The following is a 17,055-nucleotide window of genomic DNA, read 5'->3' on the forward strand; positions in this document are numbered from 1 at the left end:
GCCCTCCGTTGCCGCCCTGCCGGTGCCGGACGGCGTACTGACGGTCAGTCAGGTGCGGTCGGTGCACTGTATGGGGGGTGGTGGGGGAAGGGAAGGGCGGGTACGGCGACGGCCCCTCGCCCGGAGCGGGCGAGGGGCCGTACGGCGTGGGTGGCGGCCGGTGTCAGCCGCGCTGGATGCCGGTCGTGTCCTGGAGGACGCCGCGGCGCCCGTCCTGCGTCTGCGCGATGAGCGCCTGGCCGCGCTGGTCCACGGCCAGGTACCAGGTACCCGGCGCCAGTTCGGCGATCGGCGTCGGCGCGCCGTCCTCGCCGTACAGCGGACGCGCCACCGGCACCGCGAACCAGAACGGTGCGAAGTCCGTGGCGGGCGCCGGCTGCTGCGCGGCGGCGGGCGAGGGCTGCTGGCCGCCGTACGACTGCGGGCCGGGCTGACCGGGCTGGCCGCCCTGCCCCGGCTGGCCCTGCCCCGGCTGCCCCTGCCCCGGCTGGGGCTGGCCCTGGCCGGGCTGCTGGGCGCCCGGGTAGCCGTACCCGCCGTGGCCCGGCTGCTGCTGGTGGGCGCCGGGGTAGCCGTACCCCTGGCCCGGTGCCGCGCCGTACGGGGACGGGGCCTGCGGCCGCGGGGCCGGGACGAGACCGGCCTTCAGGGCCGGTACCAGCGGTGTGGCCACGGCCGCGCCCGCCAGCACGAGCGCGGCGATCAGGCCGAGGATCAGGCCGGCGCCCGCGCCGCCGCTGTTGACGGTCGTCCAGAAGGCGAACCAGGCGACGAACACGGTCCACGCGACGCCGAACTGCCCGAGGTCGAGGCCGGCGACCTTCAGCGGCTGCGGCAGGGCGCGCGCCACGACGATCAGGGCGGCCGCGATCACGCCGGCCAGGAACATGCCCATCAGCAGGGACAGCGAGTCCCAGGCGTTCGCGGACGTGACCTTCGGGCAGAAGCTGCCGGTGCAGTCCGATCCGTCGTACGAACTGATGTCGAGAAACGAGGCGATGAACAGCAACACCGCTGCTCCGATCACCACGCCGTCGCCTCTAGTGAGGGAGCGGATGTTCACGTAAGGGTCCTTTGTCGGTTCCGGTGTTCTGGTCTTCGCTGTCGCTGCCGTCTGCGCTGGTGGGCGCGTGGCGAGGCATGGGGTGGCCCCCCATCGTAAGGGGGAACCTACCGCCGGATCCTGTGGGCCGTCTTGTCGGTATCGGTCAGGTGTCGAGCCGGTATCGGCACGGGCCGCTACCGGGTCAGGAAGCCCGTAATGCCCTCGGCGATGCCGCGGGCGGCCTTTTCCCGCCATTGCGGATCGGTCAATTGCGCGGCGTCCTTCGGGTCCCGCATATTGCCGCACTCCAGGAACACCTTGGGAATGGCGGAGAGGTTGAGGCCGCCGAGGTCGGACCGTACGACCAACCCGGTGCCGCCGCCGAGGTAATTGGACGGGGCGCTCCCGGTGGCCGCCACGAACCGGCCCGCCAGGTGTTCGCCGAGCTGCCGCGACGGGCCGACGATGGCGGACGTGTCCGCCGCGCCCGCGGTGACGCGTCCGGGCAGGATCACGTGGAAACCGCGGTTGCCGTCGCCCGCTCCGTCGGCGTGTACGGACACCGCGGCGTCGGCCTTCGCCTCGTTCCCGGCGCGGGCCCGCTCGTCCACGCACGGGCCGTACGGGCGGTCGCCGTCCTGGGTGAAGACGACCTCGGCGCCCTCGGCCTGGAGGAGGGTACGGGCGCGCCGCGCCACGTCCAGGGTGAAGGACGCCTCGGCGTAGCCGTCGTTGGTGGAGGTGCCGGTGGTGTCGCACTCCTTGTGCGCGTTGCCGACGTCCACCTGGCGTGCGATCTCGCGGGTGTGGTCGCGGTTGCCGGGGTTGTGGCCGGGGTCGAGGAGGACGGTCCGGCCCTTGAGGCGGGTGCCGGCGCGGCCGCCGGGCCCGGCCTCGTCGCCCTTGCCGTCGTGGTCCCCGTTCTTCCCGGCGTTCCCGCCGTCCGTTCTGCCCGCGCCGTCCTTGTCGTGGGCGCCGCTCCCGCCGGGGGCGCCGTCAGTGCCGGGCTGGCCGCCGGGGGACGCCGGGCTCGCCGCGGGCAGGGCCTTGGACGGCTTGTCGCCGCCGGGCCCGCTCGCGGACCGCCAGATCAGCCAGCCCGCCGCGCAGGCGGCCAGCAGCGCGGCCAGGACGACGACGAGGGTGCCGCCGAAGCGGCGGTGCGGGGGGAATGTACTGCCGTTCGTCACATCGCGATCGTAGTGGTGAGGTCAGTGCCCTTCACCGGTACGACGCAGCACGTGCAGCGATCCGTGTACCGACATTTCGGTGAAGGCGCCGGATTCCAGGGCGCGGCGGTAGACGCGGTACGGGGCCTGGCCGCCGTCCGCGGGGTCGGCGAAGACGTCGTGGATGACGAGCAGCCCGCCGGGTGCGACGTGCGGCGCCCAGCCCTCGTAGTCGGCGGTGGCGTGCTCGTCGGTGTGGCCGCCGTCGATGAAGACCAGGCCGACGGGTGTGTTCCAGAGCGCGGCGACCTGCGGGGAACGGCCCACCAGGGCGACGACGTGGTCCTCCAGCCCGGCCGCGTGCAGCGTGCGGCGGAAGGCCGGCAGGGTGTCCATCAGGCCGACGGCGGGGTCGACCACGGACGGGTCGTGGTACTCCCAGCCGGGCTGCTGCTCCTCGCTGCCGCGGTGGTGGTCGACGGTGACGGCCGTCACGCCCGCGGCGCGCGCGGCGTCGGCGAGGAGAATCGTGGACCGGCCGCAATAGGTGCCGACCTCGACGAGCGGCAGCCCCAGCTCCGCCGCTTCCCCGGCGGCCCCGTAAAGGGCCAGCCCTTCGTCGAGCGGCATGAAACCCTTTGCGGCCTCGAATGCGGCGAGTATCTCCGGCTTGGGGGTGTTCGCGGCGGCCATGGGGATTCCTCCTCTGTCGTGCGGTCACCGGGTGTACGGCGGTGACTCATAACGACGGATCGTACGTGCCCGTAATTCGCGGGAAGGGCGGGCGGGCGTCCGGCGGCGGGGCGGCGGGGAATGAGCCGCGTATTCCGGATGAGGGCTGTGCGGGGTATGAGGGCTATGCGGACCATGAGGGCCATGAGGGCTATGCGGCCGCACGCCCCGCGCGGAATCCGGACCGCCCCGCTGCATTCCGTACGACACGGCCTCCGGGCCCGCCGGATTCCGTACGGTCTCCGGGGCCGGGTACGTGGCGCCTCCTCGCCGGACGTGTCCCGACCGTCCCGCCCGTCCGTCCCGTCGTCCCGTCCGTCCGGACGCGTCCCGCCCTTCCCGCCCGCCCGTCCCGTCGCCCCGCCCGTCCGGCCTGGAGCGCGTGCCTCATCTGACCTACCGTCAGTTTGAAACGTGTTCTAGTCTGCCCGGCATGGGCATCGGAATCACACCGGAGCAAGGGGAGCTGGCCGAAGCGGTACGAGGATGGGCGGCCCGTGCCGTGCCTCCGGAGGAGCTGCGCAAGCTGCTCGACGCCGGGCCCGGCCGCCGCGGCCGCCCCGCGTACTGGGACGGACTCGCCGCGATGGGCCTGCTCGGACCGCACCTGCCGGAGGAGTGCGGCGGTGGCGGCGGCGAACTGCTCGATCTCGCCGTGGTGTTGGAGGAGACCGGCCGCGCCGCACTGCCCGGCCCGTACCTGCCCAGCGTGCTCGCCTCCGAACTGCTGCTGCGCGGCGGCGCCCCGGACCTGGTGCGCGCCCTGGCCGCAGGGGAGCGCATCGGAGCCGTCGCGCTCGGCGCGGGCACGCTCCGCGCGGCCGGGACGGCGGACGGATACGTGCTGGACGGCACCGCGCCGCCCGTCCTCGGCGGCGGCGACGCCGACCTGATCGTCCTGGCGGCGGAGGCGGCGGAGGCGGCGGAGGCGGCAGAGGTGTCGCAGGTGCCGGATTCGGCGGAGGCGGGAGCAGCGCCGGAGCCGGCCCGTACCGTCTGGCTCGCCGTCGATGCCGGAACGCTCTCCGTACGGGTGCCGTCCGCCGCCGACCCGACGCGGCCGGCCGCGCGCGTGACGGCCGAGAACGTCACCGTCCCGTCCGCACGGGTGCTGGACATCGACTCCGCCCTCGTACGGGACCTGGCCGCGGCGCTGTTCGCCGCAGAGGCATGCGGCACGGCGGACTGGGCGCTGCACACCGCCGCCGCGCACGCCGCCGTACGTGAGCAGTTCGGGCGGCCGATCGGTCAGTTCCAGGCCGTCAAACACCTCTGCGCGGACATGCTCGTACGCGTCGAGCAGGCCCGCGCCCTGGCATGGGACGCGGCGCGCGCGGCGGACGAGGCCCCGGCGATCCGCGGCATGGTCGCCGCGCTGGCCGCAGCCACCGCTCTGGACGCCGCCTTCACCTGCGCCAAGGACTGCATTCAGATCCTCGGCGGCATCGGCTTCACCTGGGAGCACGACGCACATCTGTACCTGCGGCGGGCGACGGTTGCCCGCCAACTGCTGGGCAGCGGCACCGGGCACCGGCTGCGGGCGGCCGGGTACGGCGCCGGGGGCACCCGCCGCGAGCTGCGCATGGACCTCCCCGTGGAACGGTCGCGGGAGGCGTCCCGGTACCGCGAGGAGGCCCGCGAGGTGATCGCGAAGGTGCGCGGCCTGGACCCCGGAGCCGTACGCCGCGAGCTCGCGCCCACCGGGTACGCGGCGCCGCACCTGCCCGCCCCGTACGGCCTGGGCGCCGGCCCCGTGCAGCAGCTGGCCGTCCAGCAGGAACTGCGCGACGCGGGCGTCCGGATCAGCGGCCTGGGCATCGCCACCTGGGTGGTGCCCTCCCTGATCACCTACGGGACCCCGGAGCAGAAGGAGCGCCACCTGCTGCCGACGCTCCGCGGCGACCAGCTGTGGTGCCAGCTGTTCTCCGAGCCGGAGGCCGGGTCCGACCTGGCCGCGCTGCGGACCCGGGCCGAGCGGGTGGACGGCGGCTGGCGGGTCAACGGCCAGAAGGTGTGGACCTCGGGGGCCCAGTGGGCGGGGCACGGTATCCTGCTCGCCCGTACGGACCCGGAGGCGCCCAAGCACCAGGGCCTGACCTTCTTCCTTGTCGACATGTCGGCAGCCGGTATCGAGGTGCGGCCCCTGCGGGAGATCACCGGCGACGCGCTCTTCAGCGAGGTGTACTTCGACGACGTCCTGCTCCCGGCGGACGCGGTGGTGGGCGAGGTGGACGACGGCTGGAGGGTGGCCCGGCACACCCTCGGCAACGAACGCGTCCACATGGCCGACCAGGTGACCTTCGGCACCGGCCTGGAAGCGCTGATCGAGCGGTCCGCCGGGCTGGACGGCGCGGTACGCGAGCGGGTGGGCGCGCTCGCCGCCGAGGCGCACGCGCTGGCGTGCATCGGGTTGCGCACCACCCTGAAGCAGGTGGCGGGCCGGGAACCGGGCGCCGGGGCCAGCATCCGCAAGCTGGTGCAGACGCAGCACCAGCAGAAGGTCGCCGAGCTGGCCCTCGAACTCCTCGGCCCGGAGGGCGCGACGGGGGAGGGCGACGCGGAACGCGCCCTGCACGGCTTCCTGATGTCCCGCTGCCTGACGATCGCGGGCGGCACCACACAGGTCCAGCTGAACGTCGTCGCGGAACGGCTGCTCGGCCTGCCGAGAGACCCCGAGCCGCGCCCGGTCATCTGAGCCCCGCACGATCCGACTCCGAGCGGCCCCAGGAGGGCAGATGGCAGACACGGTCGGCAAGGCCTACATCGTCGGTGTGGGTATGACGAAGTTCGAGAAGCCCGGGACGCGGGACCGGCAGTACTGGGACATGGCGAAGGAGGCCGGCGGCAAGGCGCTCGCCGACGCCGGAATCCCGTACGGCGACATCGAGCAGGTACCGGCCGGCTACTGCTACCAGGCCTCCACGGCCGGGCAGCGCGCCGTCTACGAGCTGGGCCTGACCGGCATCCCCGTCTACAACGTCAACAACAACTGCGCGACCGGCGCCACCGCGCTGATGATGGCCCGGCAGTTCGTGGCCTCCGGCCTCAACGACTGCGTACTGGCCCTCGGCTTCGAGAAGATGCAACGCGGAGCGCTCGGCGGCGGCGCGGACAGCGGCGACTTCGCGGCGTCACCCGTGGCCCGCCACTACGGCGTGATGGCCGCCGCGCACGGCTTCGATACGACACCGCCCACCGCCCAGATCTTCGGGAACGCCGCACGGGAACACATGGACCGGTACGGCACCACCGAGCGGCAGCTCGCCGCGGTCGGCGCCAAGAACCACCGGCACTCGGCGGACAACCCGAACGCCCAGTTCCAGGACGTCTACACGGTCGAGGAGATCCTCGCGGCCCGCACCGTCCACCGGCCGCTGACCAAGCTCCAGTGCTCGCCGACCTCCGACGGCTCGGCCGCCGCCGTCGTCGCCTCCGAACGGTTCGTCCGCGAACACGGGCTGGCGGACCGGGCGGTGGAGATCGCCGCGCAGGCCATGACCACGGACACGGAGGACAGCTTCGCGTCCGGGTCCTGCATCGACGTCGTCGGCCGGCCGATGTCCCGGGCGGCGGCCCGGCAGGCGTACGAGGCGAGCGGCCTCGGCATCGAGGACGTGGACGTGATCGAGCTGCACGACTGCTTCTCGGTCAACGAACTCCTGACGTACGAGGCGCTGGGCATGTGCGCGGAGGGCGAGTCCGGGAAGCTGGCCGAGGACGGGGCCACCACCCACGGCGGGCGGTGGGTGGTCAATCCGTCCGGCGGTCTGATCTCCAAGGGCCACCCGCTCGGCGCGACCGGCCTGGCACAGGCCGCCGAGCTGGTGTGGCAGCTGCGTGGGGCAGCGGGCGCACGGCAGGTACCGGGCGCGCGCGTCGGGCTGGCGCACAACATCGGGCTGGGCGGCGCCGCGGTCGTGACGCTGCTCCGGAGGCCGTGCGGGGCGTCGTAAGCCTTGCGGCCTAGGACCTGTGCCGGGCGGCGTCCGGGCCGATAATCCGATACCAAGAACGTGTGCCGGGTGCAACTATGGAGACCATGCCCCCGACAGCCGCTCCCGCCACGCTGCCCGAAAACGCCCGCCGCACACCGCCGCCCGCCTGGATCGTGACGCTGCTGGTCTGCGCCGGACAGTTTCTCGTCGTCCTCGACGTCTCGGTCGTCAACGTCGCGCTGCCGAGCATGCGCACCGGCCTCGGACTCAGCGAGCTGGGCCTGCAGTGGGTGGTCAACGCGTACGTGATCACCTTCGCCGGTTTCATGCTGCTCGGCGGCCGGGTGGCGGACCTCTTCGGGCGCAAACGCATATTCGTCGTGGGGCTCACCCTCTTCACCGTCGCCAGCCTGGCGGGCGGCCTGGCGCAGGAGTCCTGGCAGCTGATCGCGGCCCGCACGGTCCAGGGCGTCGGCGCGGCCGTGCTCTCCCCGGCCACCCTCACCATCCTCACCACCGCGTTCCCCGCGGGCCCGGCCCGGACCCGCGCCATCGCCACCTGGACCGCGGTCGGCGCGGGCGGCGGCGCCGCCGGCGGCCTGGTCGGCGGCGTCCTCACCGAATACCTGTCCTGGCGCTGGGTGCTGCTGATCAACGTGCCCATCGGCGCGCTGGTACTGGCCGGCGCGCTGCTCGGGCTCACCGAGAGCCGGCGCGGCGAGGGGCGGCGGCTCGACATTCCGGGCGCCCTCCTGGTGACGGGCGGCCTCGCACTGGTGGCGTACGGCATCGTGCAGACCGAGTCGGACGGCTGGGCCTCGGCGAGCGCGCTGCTGCCGCTGGCGGCGGGCCTGCTGGTGCTGGTCGCCTTCGTGGCCGTCGAGGCCCGTACGAAGGCGCCGCTGATGCCGCTCACGCTCTTCCGGCTGCGCTCGGTGTACGCGGCGAACAGCGCCATGGTGCTGGCCGGCGCCGCGATGTTCTCCATGTGGTACTTCCTCTCCCTCTACGTGCAGAACGTCCTCGACTACACGCCCCTCGAAGCCGGCCTCTCCTTCATCCCGCACTCGCTGAGCATCGTGCTGGGCTCCAAGATCGCGCCCCGGCTGATGAACCGGATGGGCGCCAAGACCCTCGCCGTCGCCGGTGCGCTGATCTCCGCGGCGGGCATGGTCTGGCAGGGGCAGATGACCGCCGACGGCACGTACCTCGGCACGCTCCTCGGCCCCGGCGTCCTGATGGCCTTCGGCGCGGGCCTGACCGCCACACCGGTCGCCTCCATCGCCACCTCCGGCGCCGCCCCCTCCGACCAAGGGCTGGTCTCCGGCCTGATCAACACCTCGCGGCAGATGGGCGGCGCGCTCGGCCTGTCGATCCTGTCCACGGTGGCCACCACCCGCATCGTGGCGGGCCACGGCAGCCCGGCCGCGATGGCCGACGGGTACGCCCTCGCCTTCCAGGTCGGCACGGTCATCCTGCTGGCGAGCGTGCTACTGATGGTCCTGGCCCTGCCGCGCCGCCCCGAGGACGCCCACCATGACTGACACCGCACCCACCGACCCCGCAGCCGTCCCCTTTCCCGCCACCGGCCGCCGCGTCCTGGTCAGCGGCGCCTCGCGCGGCCTCGGCCGGGCCGTCGCCCACGCCTTCGCCGAGAACGGCGACCGGGTCGCGGTGCACTACGGATCGCGGCGCGCGGACGCCGAGGAGACCCTCGCGGCCCTGCCCGGCAGCGGCCACGTCCTGCTCGGCGCCGACCTGGCCGACCCGGCCGGTGCCGCCGCCCTCGTCGGCGCGGCCGTCGAGGCCCTCGGCGGCATCGACGTCCTGGTGAACAACGCCGCCGTCAACACCCCGCACCCGCCCGCCACCACCCCGTACGACGCGTGGACCGCCGCCTGGCAGCAGCACGTCGCGGTCAACCTGCTGGGCACCGCGCACCTCAGCCACGGCGCGGCCCAGGCGATGATCGCGCAGGGCACCGGCGGCCGGATCGTCAACATCGGCTCCCGCGGCGCCTTCCGCGGCGAGCCCGACCACCCCGCCTACGGCGCCACCAAGGCCGCCGTGCACGCACTCGGCCAGTCCCTCGCCGTCGCCCTCGCCCCGCACGGCATCGCGGTGGCCTCCGTCGCCCCCGGCTTCATCGACACGGACCGGGTGTCCCACCGCCTGACCGGCGCCGAAGGCACGGCGATCCGCGCCCAGAGCCCGTTCGGCCGGGTCGCGGCACCGGAGGAGATCGCGGCGGCCGTACGGTGGCTGTCCTCCCCGGAGGCCCAGTGGAGCTCGGGCGCGGTACTGGACCTCAACGGGGCGTCCCATCTGCGGACGTGACCGGGGCGGCCGGGGGTTCGCGCGACCCCGCCGGAAGCCTTCCCTCCGCCGGGGCGCGGTGGCAGCGTCCGCGGCATGGCGAACATCCCCGCGGATCTTTCGTACACCAAGGACCACGAATGGGTCCGGGTCAGAGGCGATCAGGTCACCGTCGGCATCACCGACCACGCGCAGCGGCAGCTGGGCGACATCGTCTATGCCGAACTGCCCAAGCAGGGCGAGCGGTTCGAGGCGGGCGACGCGTTCGGCTCGCTGGAGTCGGTCAAGGCCGTCACCGAGGTCTACGTACCGCTGACCGGCACGGTCCTCGTGGTCAACGAGACCGTCAACGACGCCCCCGAGCAGATCAACGACGAGCCGTACGGCGCGGGCTGGCTGATCGTCCTCCGCCTGTCCCGGCCCGCCGAACTCGACGCCCTGCTGAACGCGAAGGGCTACGAGAGCTACCTCCAGGAGGAGCGGGCCTAGACCTCGCCCCCCCCCGCTCGCCCTACAGCCAGCCGTTCTGGCGGGCGGTGCGGACCGCCTCCATGCGGTTGCGGGTGCCGGTCTTGCCGATGGCCCCGGAGAGGTAGTTGCGTACCGTCGCCTGCGAAAGGTGCAGCTTCCCGGCGATGTCGGCGACGGTCGCCCCGTCCACGGCGGCGGTCAGCACGTCGCGCTCACGCTGGGTCAGCGGATTGGGCCCCGCGCTGAGCGCGGCGGCGGCCAGCCCCGGATCGATGACCTGCTCCCCGGCCAGCACCCGCCGGATCGCCGCCGCCAGATTCTCCACCGGCCCGTCCTTGACCAGGAACCCGGAGGCCCCCGCCTCCATCGCCCGCCGCAGGTACCCGGGCCGCCCGAACGTCGTCACGATCAGCACCTTGCAGGACGGCAGCGCCTCCCGCAGCTCCGCCGCGGCGTCCAGCCCGCTGCGGCCCGGCAGCTCGATGTCCAGCAACGCGATGTCCGGCCGCGCCTCCAGCGCCGCCCGCACGATCTCGTCCCCGGCCGATACCTGCGCGACGACCTCCAGGTCGTCCTCCAGATTGAGCAGCAGCGCGAGCGCGCCCCGCATCATTCCCTGATCCTCGGCGAGGAGAACTCGCACACACCCTGCCGAGGATTCCGGCTCCGCGGGGCCGGACGCTGCATCGTGGCTCATGGGACCAGGATAAATCCCGCTCTTGCGCGCACCGGAGAGCGCACGCGAGAGCCCCGTCGCGGCCGTACGGACGGTTCAGGAAGGCACCGCGGCCCCCTCCTGTGCCACCGAGACGATGCGTTCCCGCAGCCGTTCGACGTACAGCCGCATGTTGTCGTAGGCGATGCCGGTGTCCGGGTAGCGGCCGGCGAACTGCAGGCCCTCGTGGAGTCTGGTGAGCCATGCGCAGACCTGGTCGCCGTACGACACCCGGATCAGGCCGTACGCCTTGAGGTGCTGCCACTGTTCGGAGCCCGGGATGCCGCGTGCGTCGACGAACGAGACGATCGAGTACAGGTCCGGGGAGGTGGGGCGGAAGTCCGAGCCGAGGAGGCGGAGGACGCGGGCGAGGGGGATGCGGGACAGGGAGCGGTTCTCCCGGAGTGCGGTACGGACCATCCGCAGGGCGCTGTCGAAGTCCGTGGCCTGTCCTACGGGAACCTCGATCGGCGCGCCGCCCACGTACCAGCCCACGCTGTCCGACCACTGGGATCTCGCCCGGGTGTGGAAGGGCACGACGGTGCGGTACACCTGTTGGCCGCCGATGTCGCGGACGATGAGGCCGGTGGCCGCGAGGACGCCGATGAAGCTCCCGCCGTACGGGCGGCAGTACGCCTCGAAGGCGGCCGCCGTGGCGTCGTCCACCAGCATCTCGTGCATGAACTTCTGGGTGGGCAGCGGCCCTTCGGGGTCGAGCCCGAGGTCCACGGGGAAGTTCGGCAGCTTTCCGTCGCACTGGGCGATGAACTTGCGCCAGCGGGAGACGATCTCGTGTGTGTCGTCGACCTGGTCGGCGTCGGTGCGTTCGGCCGCGCAGAAGTCGACGTAGCTGGCGACGGGCGCGGTGTCCACGGTGCGTCTTTCGAGGCCGGCCGCGTAGAGCTCGTGGATCTCGGCGGTGATGCGCTGGATGGAGTAGGCGTCGACGTTGCTGTGGTCGAAGGCCATGTAGACGCTGGTGCTGTCGTCCCGGACGACCGCGGTGAAGACGAAGTTGGGCCAGCTGAGCGCGTCCGCTCCGGCGTCGAATCGATCCTGCAGGTGCTGGGTCAGCGCCGCCGCGTCGGGGAACGCGCCGACCTCCGTACGGTGCAGCACGACGTCGTCGGCGTCGAGCGTGAAGCGCTGCATCTCGTCACCGGCCCAGCGGAATCCGCTGCGCAGCGTCTCGTGCCGGAGTGTCCAGGTCCGCAGTGCCTCTTGGAGGACGTCGAGATCGGCCTTTCCCTGTATGTCGAAGGCCGTGCCGAGCCATGTCGGCACGAACAGGCCGTCCTGGCGTACCGACCGTGCCGTGCGCACGTGGGACTCCTGGATGTACGCGGGCGGGCGCGCATCGTCGGGCAGGGTCATCGCGGTCTCGACGACCGTCGGATGCAACGTCCATTCCACGAGATGTCCGGGCCGGATCTCGCAGCGCTGGATGTCGGTCATACGCACAGGTTTCTCCGTTCGTAGGCCCTCGGAACACAGCTAGAGGTTGTCCCGCGCGGGGCGCGAGTTATCCCCTGAGGGTGAAGTTGTGCGGAGGGACGGTGCCGTGCGGGGACGGAACGGCTCAGTGCTCCAGGGCTGCCTCCTCCCCGTCCACCGGCAGCTCCGCCACCAGCCGGAACCCGTGCCGCCCGGCCGGCCCCGTGTCGAGCGTCCCGCCGGCGGTGGCCAGGCGCTCGGTGAGGCCCTTGAGGCCGGTGCCACCGGTCGTGGGAGGAGCGGCGGGCGGGGTGGGGCCCCGGCCGTCGTCGGTGATGGTGAGACGGGCGCGGTCGTTGGCGGTGTCCGTCCGGATCTCGATCTCGCAGCGGGTCGCGCCGCTGTGCCGGACGGTGTTGGTGACGCCTTCGCGCACCACCCAGCCGAGCAGCACGCTGACCTGCGGGGGCAGCGGCGGTCCCGCGTGGTGTACGACGGGCTCGATGCCGGCGGCCTGGAGGGCGGAGCGGGCGCGGTCCAGTTCGGTGCCCAGGCTGCCCTCGCGGTAGCCGGTGACCGCTTCGCGGATCTCGGTGAGCGCCTGGCGGCCGACGGCCTCGATGTCGGCGGTCTGGGCCAGTGCCGCGTCGAGGTCGCGCGGCGCCAGCCGCCGTACCGCCTCGGCCTTGACCACGATCAGCGAGAGGGTGTGGCCGAGCAGGTCGTGCAGGTCGCGGGAGAAGCGCAGGCGCTCCTTCTCCACGGCGGTGCGGGCCAGCTCCTGGCGGGTCGCGTCGAGCTGTTTGATGGTGTCGAAGAGGTTCAGGACGGTGGCGGCGACCATGCCGGAGATGAAGGTGCCGTAGCCGATGGCGGCGGACAGCCAGTGGTCGCCTGAGCGCCAGCCGGCGATGGTGCCCGCCGAGCTGCTGAGGATCATCAGCAGGGCGAAGTGGGGTTTGCCGTGGACCTTGCGGACCGCTCCGGAGGCCAGCGAGAGCAGGGGGAAGAACAGCAGCCAGGAGTGGCCGAAGGTGATCGAGATGGTGTACGTGACCGCCGTCAGGGCGGCGAGCCCGTACACCGGGATGCGGGAGTCGCGGTAGCGGGGGTTGAAGGCCGCGAAGACGACGAAGATGTAGAGGGAGTTGAAGGCGAGCAGGCCGAAGCCCGCCAGCCAGGTGTTCTGGGACTTGCCGCTGACGATGTTGGACAGGGCGCCGATGCCCATCAGCAGCCAGGGCAGGAAGGTGTAGCCGCGCGGTCCCCTGCCCTTGGCGGGGCCGTGTCCGCCGGGGGCCTCGGGCTCGTCGCCCTGATACGGCCCGTCATTCCGTTCGAGCAGGCCGGACCAGCCCGGTGCGGCCGGTCTGCGGGTGCGCCGTCGGCCGGGCCCGCCCCGCGCTTCCTTGCCGCTCTGTCCGGCCGGCCGGTCCTTGCGCACGTTCGTCCTGCCTCTTTCCTGTTCCGCGCCGCTGTACACGCTCTGCCCGCGACGCTACCGACGCCGTGGACGGCACCGGCAGAGGCGAATGTACGGGGTCCGGGCGGACAAATGTCACGGAGGCGGGCGGGTGGGTGTGCCGCGTTCACCTGACGGGCCGTCAGGGGGTTCCGGGCTTCCGCCGGATCGGCTATACATGAAAACCGTCGGATAGAACGCGTTCTAGAACGGGAGGCCGGGCCGGTTGCCGGCCCCGCACCGCCCGGACGCCGGCGCGGACGGCCGACCGCAGACGACCCCGGCACGGCCGACGGTGCGGACGGCCGGGCCGGGGTCTTCCCACCGTGGTGAAGGAGCAGCAGCCCCATGCCCATCGACGCCGCCAAGGCCACCTCCGCCGAGCCGCGGACCACCGACCTCGCCTGGGAGCCCAAGGACGTCCTGCTCTACCACCTCGGCATCGGCGCGGGCGTGCCCGCCACCGACCCCGGAGAGCTGCGCTACACCCTGGAGAGCACCCTGCACGTGCTGCCCAGCTTCGCCACAGTGGCGGGCGGCGGCATGGCACTGGCCGGCGGCCTGTCCGCCCCCGGCATCGACGTGGACCTCGCCGCCGTCCTGCACGGCGGCCAGACCGTGACCGTGCACCGGCCCCTTCCCGTACGGGGACGGGCCGTCCAGACGTCCACCGTCCCCGCCGTGTACGACAAGGGGAAGGCCGCGGTCATCGTCCTGCGCTCCGAGACGGCCGACGACGACGGGCCGCTGTGGACGTGCGACACGCAGATCTTCGTCAAGGGGGAGGGCGGCTTCGGCGGGGAACGCGGGCCGTCCAGCAGGCTCGACCTGCCCGAGCGCGCGCCGGACCGCACCGTCGAGCGGCACCTGCGGGAGGACCAGGCGCTGCTCTACCGCCTGTCCGGCGACTGGAACCCCCTGCACGCCGACCCCGAGTTCGCCAAGCTGGCGGGCTTCGACCGGCCGATCCTGCACGGGCTGTGCACCTACGGCATCACGCTGAAGGCGGTGGTGGACGAGGTGCTGGGCGGCGACGTGGCGCGCGTCGCCGCGTACACGACCCGGTTCGCGGGGGTGGTCTACCCCGGCGAGACGCTGCGCCTGCGCATGTGGCAGGAGCCGGAGCGGGTCCGGGTGTCGGTCACGGCGGCCGACCGGGAGGACGCGCCGGTCCTGGCGGACACCGTCGTCGACATCAGCCCGTCAGGCGGGTGAGACCGCAGTCCCCGCCTGGCGACAACCCGACCCGGCCCCCGGCCGCCCGCGAAGGGAGCGCACCGTGCGCGCAGCGATACAGCACCAGACAGGGCAGGAGAAGCTGGAAGTCCTCGACGGCGTCGAGGCCGTGGGATTCGGTCCGGGGAAGGTGCGCATCCGCGTCCGGGCGACCGGCCTGTGCCACTCCGACCTGTCCGCGATGAGCGGGGTGCTGCCGCAGCCCGCGCCCTTCGTCCCCGGGCACGAGGGCGCGGGCGAGATCATGGAGGTGGGCGACGGCGTCCAGGGCCTCGCGGCGGGGGACCGGGTGCTGATGTGCTGGCTGCCCGCCTGCGGCACGTGTCCGTCCTGCAAGCGCGGCCAGAGCCACCTGTGCCTGGCCGGGTTCATGAGCGCGGGCACCCCCAACTTCCGCCGCCCCGGCGCCGAGCCGTCCGACGTCTTCGGCTTCGCGGGCACCGGCACCTTCGCCGAAGAGGTGGTGGTCGCCGCCAACTGCGCCGTACCGATACCGGACGACGTGCCGTACGAGATCGCGGCGCTGATCGGGTGCGGGGTGACGACGGGGCTGGGCGCCGCGATGAACACCGCGCAGGTGGCGCCCGGCGCGTCGGTCGCGGTCATCGGCTGCGGCGGGGTCGGCATCGCGGCCGTGCAGGGCGCGCGGGTCTGCGGGGCCGCGCAGATCGTCGCGGTGGACCCGGTGGCCTCGCGCCGCGAGGCGGCGCTGCGCTTCGGCGCCACCGAGGCGGTGTCCCCGGAGGAGCTGGGCGACGCCCGGCAGCGGATCACCGGCGGCGAGGGCTTCGACTACGTCTTCGAGGTCGTCGGCCGGTCCGCCACCGCCCGCACCGCCTACGAGACGACGCGGCGCGGCGGCACGCTCTGCGTGGTCGGCGCCGGGGCGATGGACGACCACTTCCAGGTCAGCATGTTCGAGCTGTTCTTCGACGAGAAGCGCATCCTGCCGTCGCTGTACGGGGGCCAGGACGCGCTGCGCTCCTACGAGCGGGCCATCGCCCTGTGGCGGGCGGGCCGTATCGACCTGGAAGGGCTGATCACCCACCGGGTCCGGCTCGCCGAGATCAACGAGGCGCTGGAGCAGATGCGTACCGGTACGGCGCTCCGTACCTGCATCGAGATGTGAGACGGGCCCGCTCCGGCGGACGGCCCGGCCCCGACGAACGAGAGGAAGCCGAGAACGTGAGTGCTCCCACCGAACGGCCGCTCGACGGACTGGCCGCGATCGTCACCGGGGCGGGCCGCGGCCTGGGCCGGGCGGAGGCGCTGGAACTCGCCCGGCTCGGCGCGGCCGTCGTCGTCAACGACTACGGGCAGCCCGGCCGGGACGGCTCCGGCGCGGCCTCGGCGGCCCCGGCCGAGGAGACCGCCGCCGAGATCCGCGCGGCGGGCGGCGACGCCGTCGCGCACGTCGGTGACGTCGCCGACCACGCGACGGCCCGCGGCCTGGTCGGGCAGGCCGTCGAGCGCTGGGGGAAGCTGGACATCCTGGTCAACAACGCGGGCATCCTGCGCGACCGGATGGTGTTCTCCATGACGGAGGACGAGTGGGACTCGGTGATCCGCGTCCACCTCAAGGGCCACTTCAACACCACGCACTTCGCCGCGGCCCACTGGCGCGAGCGGTCCAAGGCCGCGGGCGCCGCCGTGTACGGGCGGATCGTCAACACCTCCTCCGAGGCGTTCCTCGCCGGCTCGGCGGGCCAGCCCAACTACGCGGCGGCCAAGGGCGGCATCGTCGGCCTGACTACCTCCTCGGCGCTCGCGCTGGCCAAGTACGGGGTCACCGCCAACGCCATCTGCCCGCGCGCCCGTACCCGGATGACCGAGGACGTCTTCGCCGGGTTCGAGGTGCCGGGCGACGGGGCACTCGACGCGCTGGCCCCCGAACACGTCGCGCCCCTGGTCGGCTACCTGTCCTCGCCCGCCGCGGCGCGGATCAACGGCCAGCTGCTCGTGGTGCACGGCGGCATGGTCGCGGTGGTCGAACGGCCCAGGGTGGCGGCGCAGTTCGACACCGCGAAGGACGCCTTCACGTACGCGGAGCTGGACGGCGCGCTGACGCCGTACTACGCGGAGCGCCCGCCGGAGGAGACGTTCGCGGCGGCGGAGGTGCTCGGCCTCAAGCGGCGCTGAACGCCGGGCGCCCGGCGCGCACGGCGACGGCCGTGGCCCCCGTACCCCTGAGGGGCGGTGCGGGAGCCACGGCCGTCGTGCGGCGCGCGGACCGGGGGCGGGCCTCCGGAGTCTCAGGCGTCCTGTGTCTGCTTGTTCCGGCGGTGCCGTCCGTTCGGGGACGCGTCGGCGTTCTCCGAGGCGGCCGGGCCACGGTGTCTGCCGGCGCCTGCCGCCTCGGCGGCCCGGTCGGCGTCCTGCGGGCGCGCCTGGGTCGTATCGGTTCGGGCTTCGGACATGCGAGGAGTCACTCCGTCAGATCGCTTGCAGCTGTACGCGTCGGGACCTCTCCCAGCGGCAGCTGGGACGTGCCGCGGCACCTGCCGTCGGTGGCCGGTCGACCGGCCGCGCAGCCCCCGCCC

At 73.3% G+C, this 17,055-nt stretch carries 15 protein-coding genes; 8 read left to right on the plus strand and 7 right to left on the minus strand.

Annotated elements, in window-relative coordinates; all coding sequences use genetic code 11:
* Positions 1–163: 163 nt before the first annotated feature.
* From A6A06_RS15680 to A6A06_RS15690, 3 genes are all read right to left on the minus strand, one after another.
* Positions 164–1,063, minus strand: a complete 900-nt coding sequence (locus A6A06_RS15680) for a DUF5336 domain-containing protein (RefSeq protein WP_073761787.1) — start codon at positions 1,061–1,063, stop codon at positions 164–166.
* 176 nt (positions 1,064–1,239) lie between these two features.
* Positions 1,240–2,235, minus strand: coding sequence for an N-acetylmuramoyl-L-alanine amidase (locus A6A06_RS15685; protein WP_073761788.1), 996 nt, complete (start codon positions 2,233–2,235; stop codon positions 1,240–1,242).
* A 21-nt stretch (positions 2,236–2,256) separates the two neighbouring features.
* Positions 2,257–2,907 carry a class I SAM-dependent methyltransferase gene (locus A6A06_RS15690; protein WP_073761789.1) on the minus strand — a complete coding sequence of 217 codons (651 nt, stop codon included), beginning with the start codon at positions 2,905–2,907 and terminating at the stop codon, positions 2,257–2,259.
* Positions 2,908–3,379: 472 nt separating this feature from the next.
* On the opposite strand from A6A06_RS15690, the gene A6A06_RS15695 reads away from it, so the two are divergent.
* The 5 genes from A6A06_RS15695 (at position 3,380) to gcvH (ending at position 9,686) form a co-directional block, all read left to right on the plus strand.
* Positions 3,380–5,641, plus strand: coding sequence for an acyl-CoA dehydrogenase (locus tag A6A06_RS15695; RefSeq protein ID WP_073761790.1), 2,262 nt, complete (start codon positions 3,380–3,382; stop codon positions 5,639–5,641).
* A gap of 40 nt (positions 5,642–5,681) precedes the next feature.
* Positions 5,682–6,899 (plus strand): lipid-transfer protein, encoded by a 1,218-nt coding sequence (locus A6A06_RS15700; RefSeq protein ID WP_073761791.1) that lies wholly within the window; start codon positions 5,682–5,684, stop codon positions 6,897–6,899.
* Positions 6,900–6,976: 77 nt separating this feature from the next.
* Positions 6,977–8,425 carry an MFS transporter gene (locus A6A06_RS15705; RefSeq protein ID WP_073761792.1) on the plus strand — a complete coding sequence of 483 codons (1,449 nt, stop codon included), beginning with the start codon at positions 6,977–6,979 and terminating at the stop codon, positions 8,423–8,425.
* Complete coding sequence (locus A6A06_RS15710; RefSeq protein WP_073761793.1) at positions 8,418–9,218, plus strand: SDR family NAD(P)-dependent oxidoreductase; 801 nt, start codon at positions 8,418–8,420, stop codon at positions 9,216–9,218. The genes A6A06_RS15705 and A6A06_RS15710 overlap by 8 nt, the downstream gene beginning before the upstream one ends.
* A gap of 75 nt (positions 9,219–9,293) precedes the next feature.
* Positions 9,294–9,686 carry a glycine cleavage system protein GcvH gene (gcvH, locus tag A6A06_RS15715; RefSeq protein ID WP_073761794.1) on the plus strand — a complete coding sequence of 131 codons (393 nt, stop codon included), beginning with the start codon at positions 9,294–9,296 and terminating at the stop codon, positions 9,684–9,686.
* Positions 9,687–9,708: 22 nt separating this feature from the next.
* On the opposite strand, the gene A6A06_RS15720 is transcribed toward gcvH, so the two are convergent.
* The 3 genes from A6A06_RS15720 to A6A06_RS15730 form a co-directional block, all read right to left on the minus strand.
* Positions 9,709–10,365: a response regulator transcription factor gene (locus A6A06_RS15720; RefSeq protein ID WP_073761795.1), complete on the minus strand. Its 657-nt coding sequence runs from the start codon at positions 10,363–10,365 to the stop codon at positions 9,709–9,711.
* Between the two features lie 75 nt (positions 10,366–10,440).
* The gene (locus A6A06_RS15725) at positions 10,441–11,838 is read right to left on the minus strand and encodes a condensation domain-containing protein (RefSeq protein WP_073761796.1); all 1,398 of its coding nucleotides are present in this window, start codon (positions 11,836–11,838) and stop codon (positions 10,441–10,443) included.
* Between the two features lie 124 nt (positions 11,839–11,962).
* Complete coding sequence (locus tag A6A06_RS15730; protein ID WP_073761797.1) at positions 11,963–13,261, minus strand: sensor histidine kinase; 1,299 nt, start codon at positions 13,259–13,261, stop codon at positions 11,963–11,965.
* 366 nt (positions 13,262–13,627) lie between these two features.
* Between A6A06_RS15730 and A6A06_RS15735 the strand changes: the two genes are divergently transcribed.
* From A6A06_RS15735 to A6A06_RS15745, 3 genes are all read left to right on the plus strand, one after another.
* Positions 13,628–14,494: a MaoC/PaaZ C-terminal domain-containing protein gene (locus A6A06_RS15735; protein ID WP_073761798.1), complete on the plus strand. Its 867-nt coding sequence runs from the start codon at positions 13,628–13,630 to the stop codon at positions 14,492–14,494.
* 64 nt (positions 14,495–14,558) lie between these two features.
* Positions 14,559–15,644: a Zn-dependent alcohol dehydrogenase gene (locus tag A6A06_RS15740; RefSeq protein ID WP_073761799.1), complete on the plus strand. Its 1,086-nt coding sequence runs from the start codon at positions 14,559–14,561 to the stop codon at positions 15,642–15,644.
* A gap of 56 nt (positions 15,645–15,700) precedes the next feature.
* The gene (locus A6A06_RS15745; RefSeq protein ID WP_073761800.1) at positions 15,701–16,654 is read left to right on the plus strand and encodes a 3-oxoacyl-ACP reductase; all 954 of its coding nucleotides are present in this window, start codon (positions 15,701–15,703) and stop codon (positions 16,652–16,654) included.
* A gap of 113 nt (positions 16,655–16,767) precedes the next feature.
* On the opposite strand, the gene A6A06_RS41710 is transcribed toward A6A06_RS15745, so the two are convergent.
* Positions 16,768–16,932, minus strand: coding sequence for a hypothetical protein (locus A6A06_RS41710; RefSeq protein ID WP_199930888.1), 165 nt, complete (start codon positions 16,930–16,932; stop codon positions 16,768–16,770).
* Positions 16,933–17,055: the final 123 nt, after the last annotated feature.

Source organism: Streptomyces sp. CB02923 (genome assembly GCF_001905005.1).
Lineage (GTDB): Bacteria > Actinomycetota > Actinomycetes > Streptomycetales > Streptomycetaceae > Streptomyces.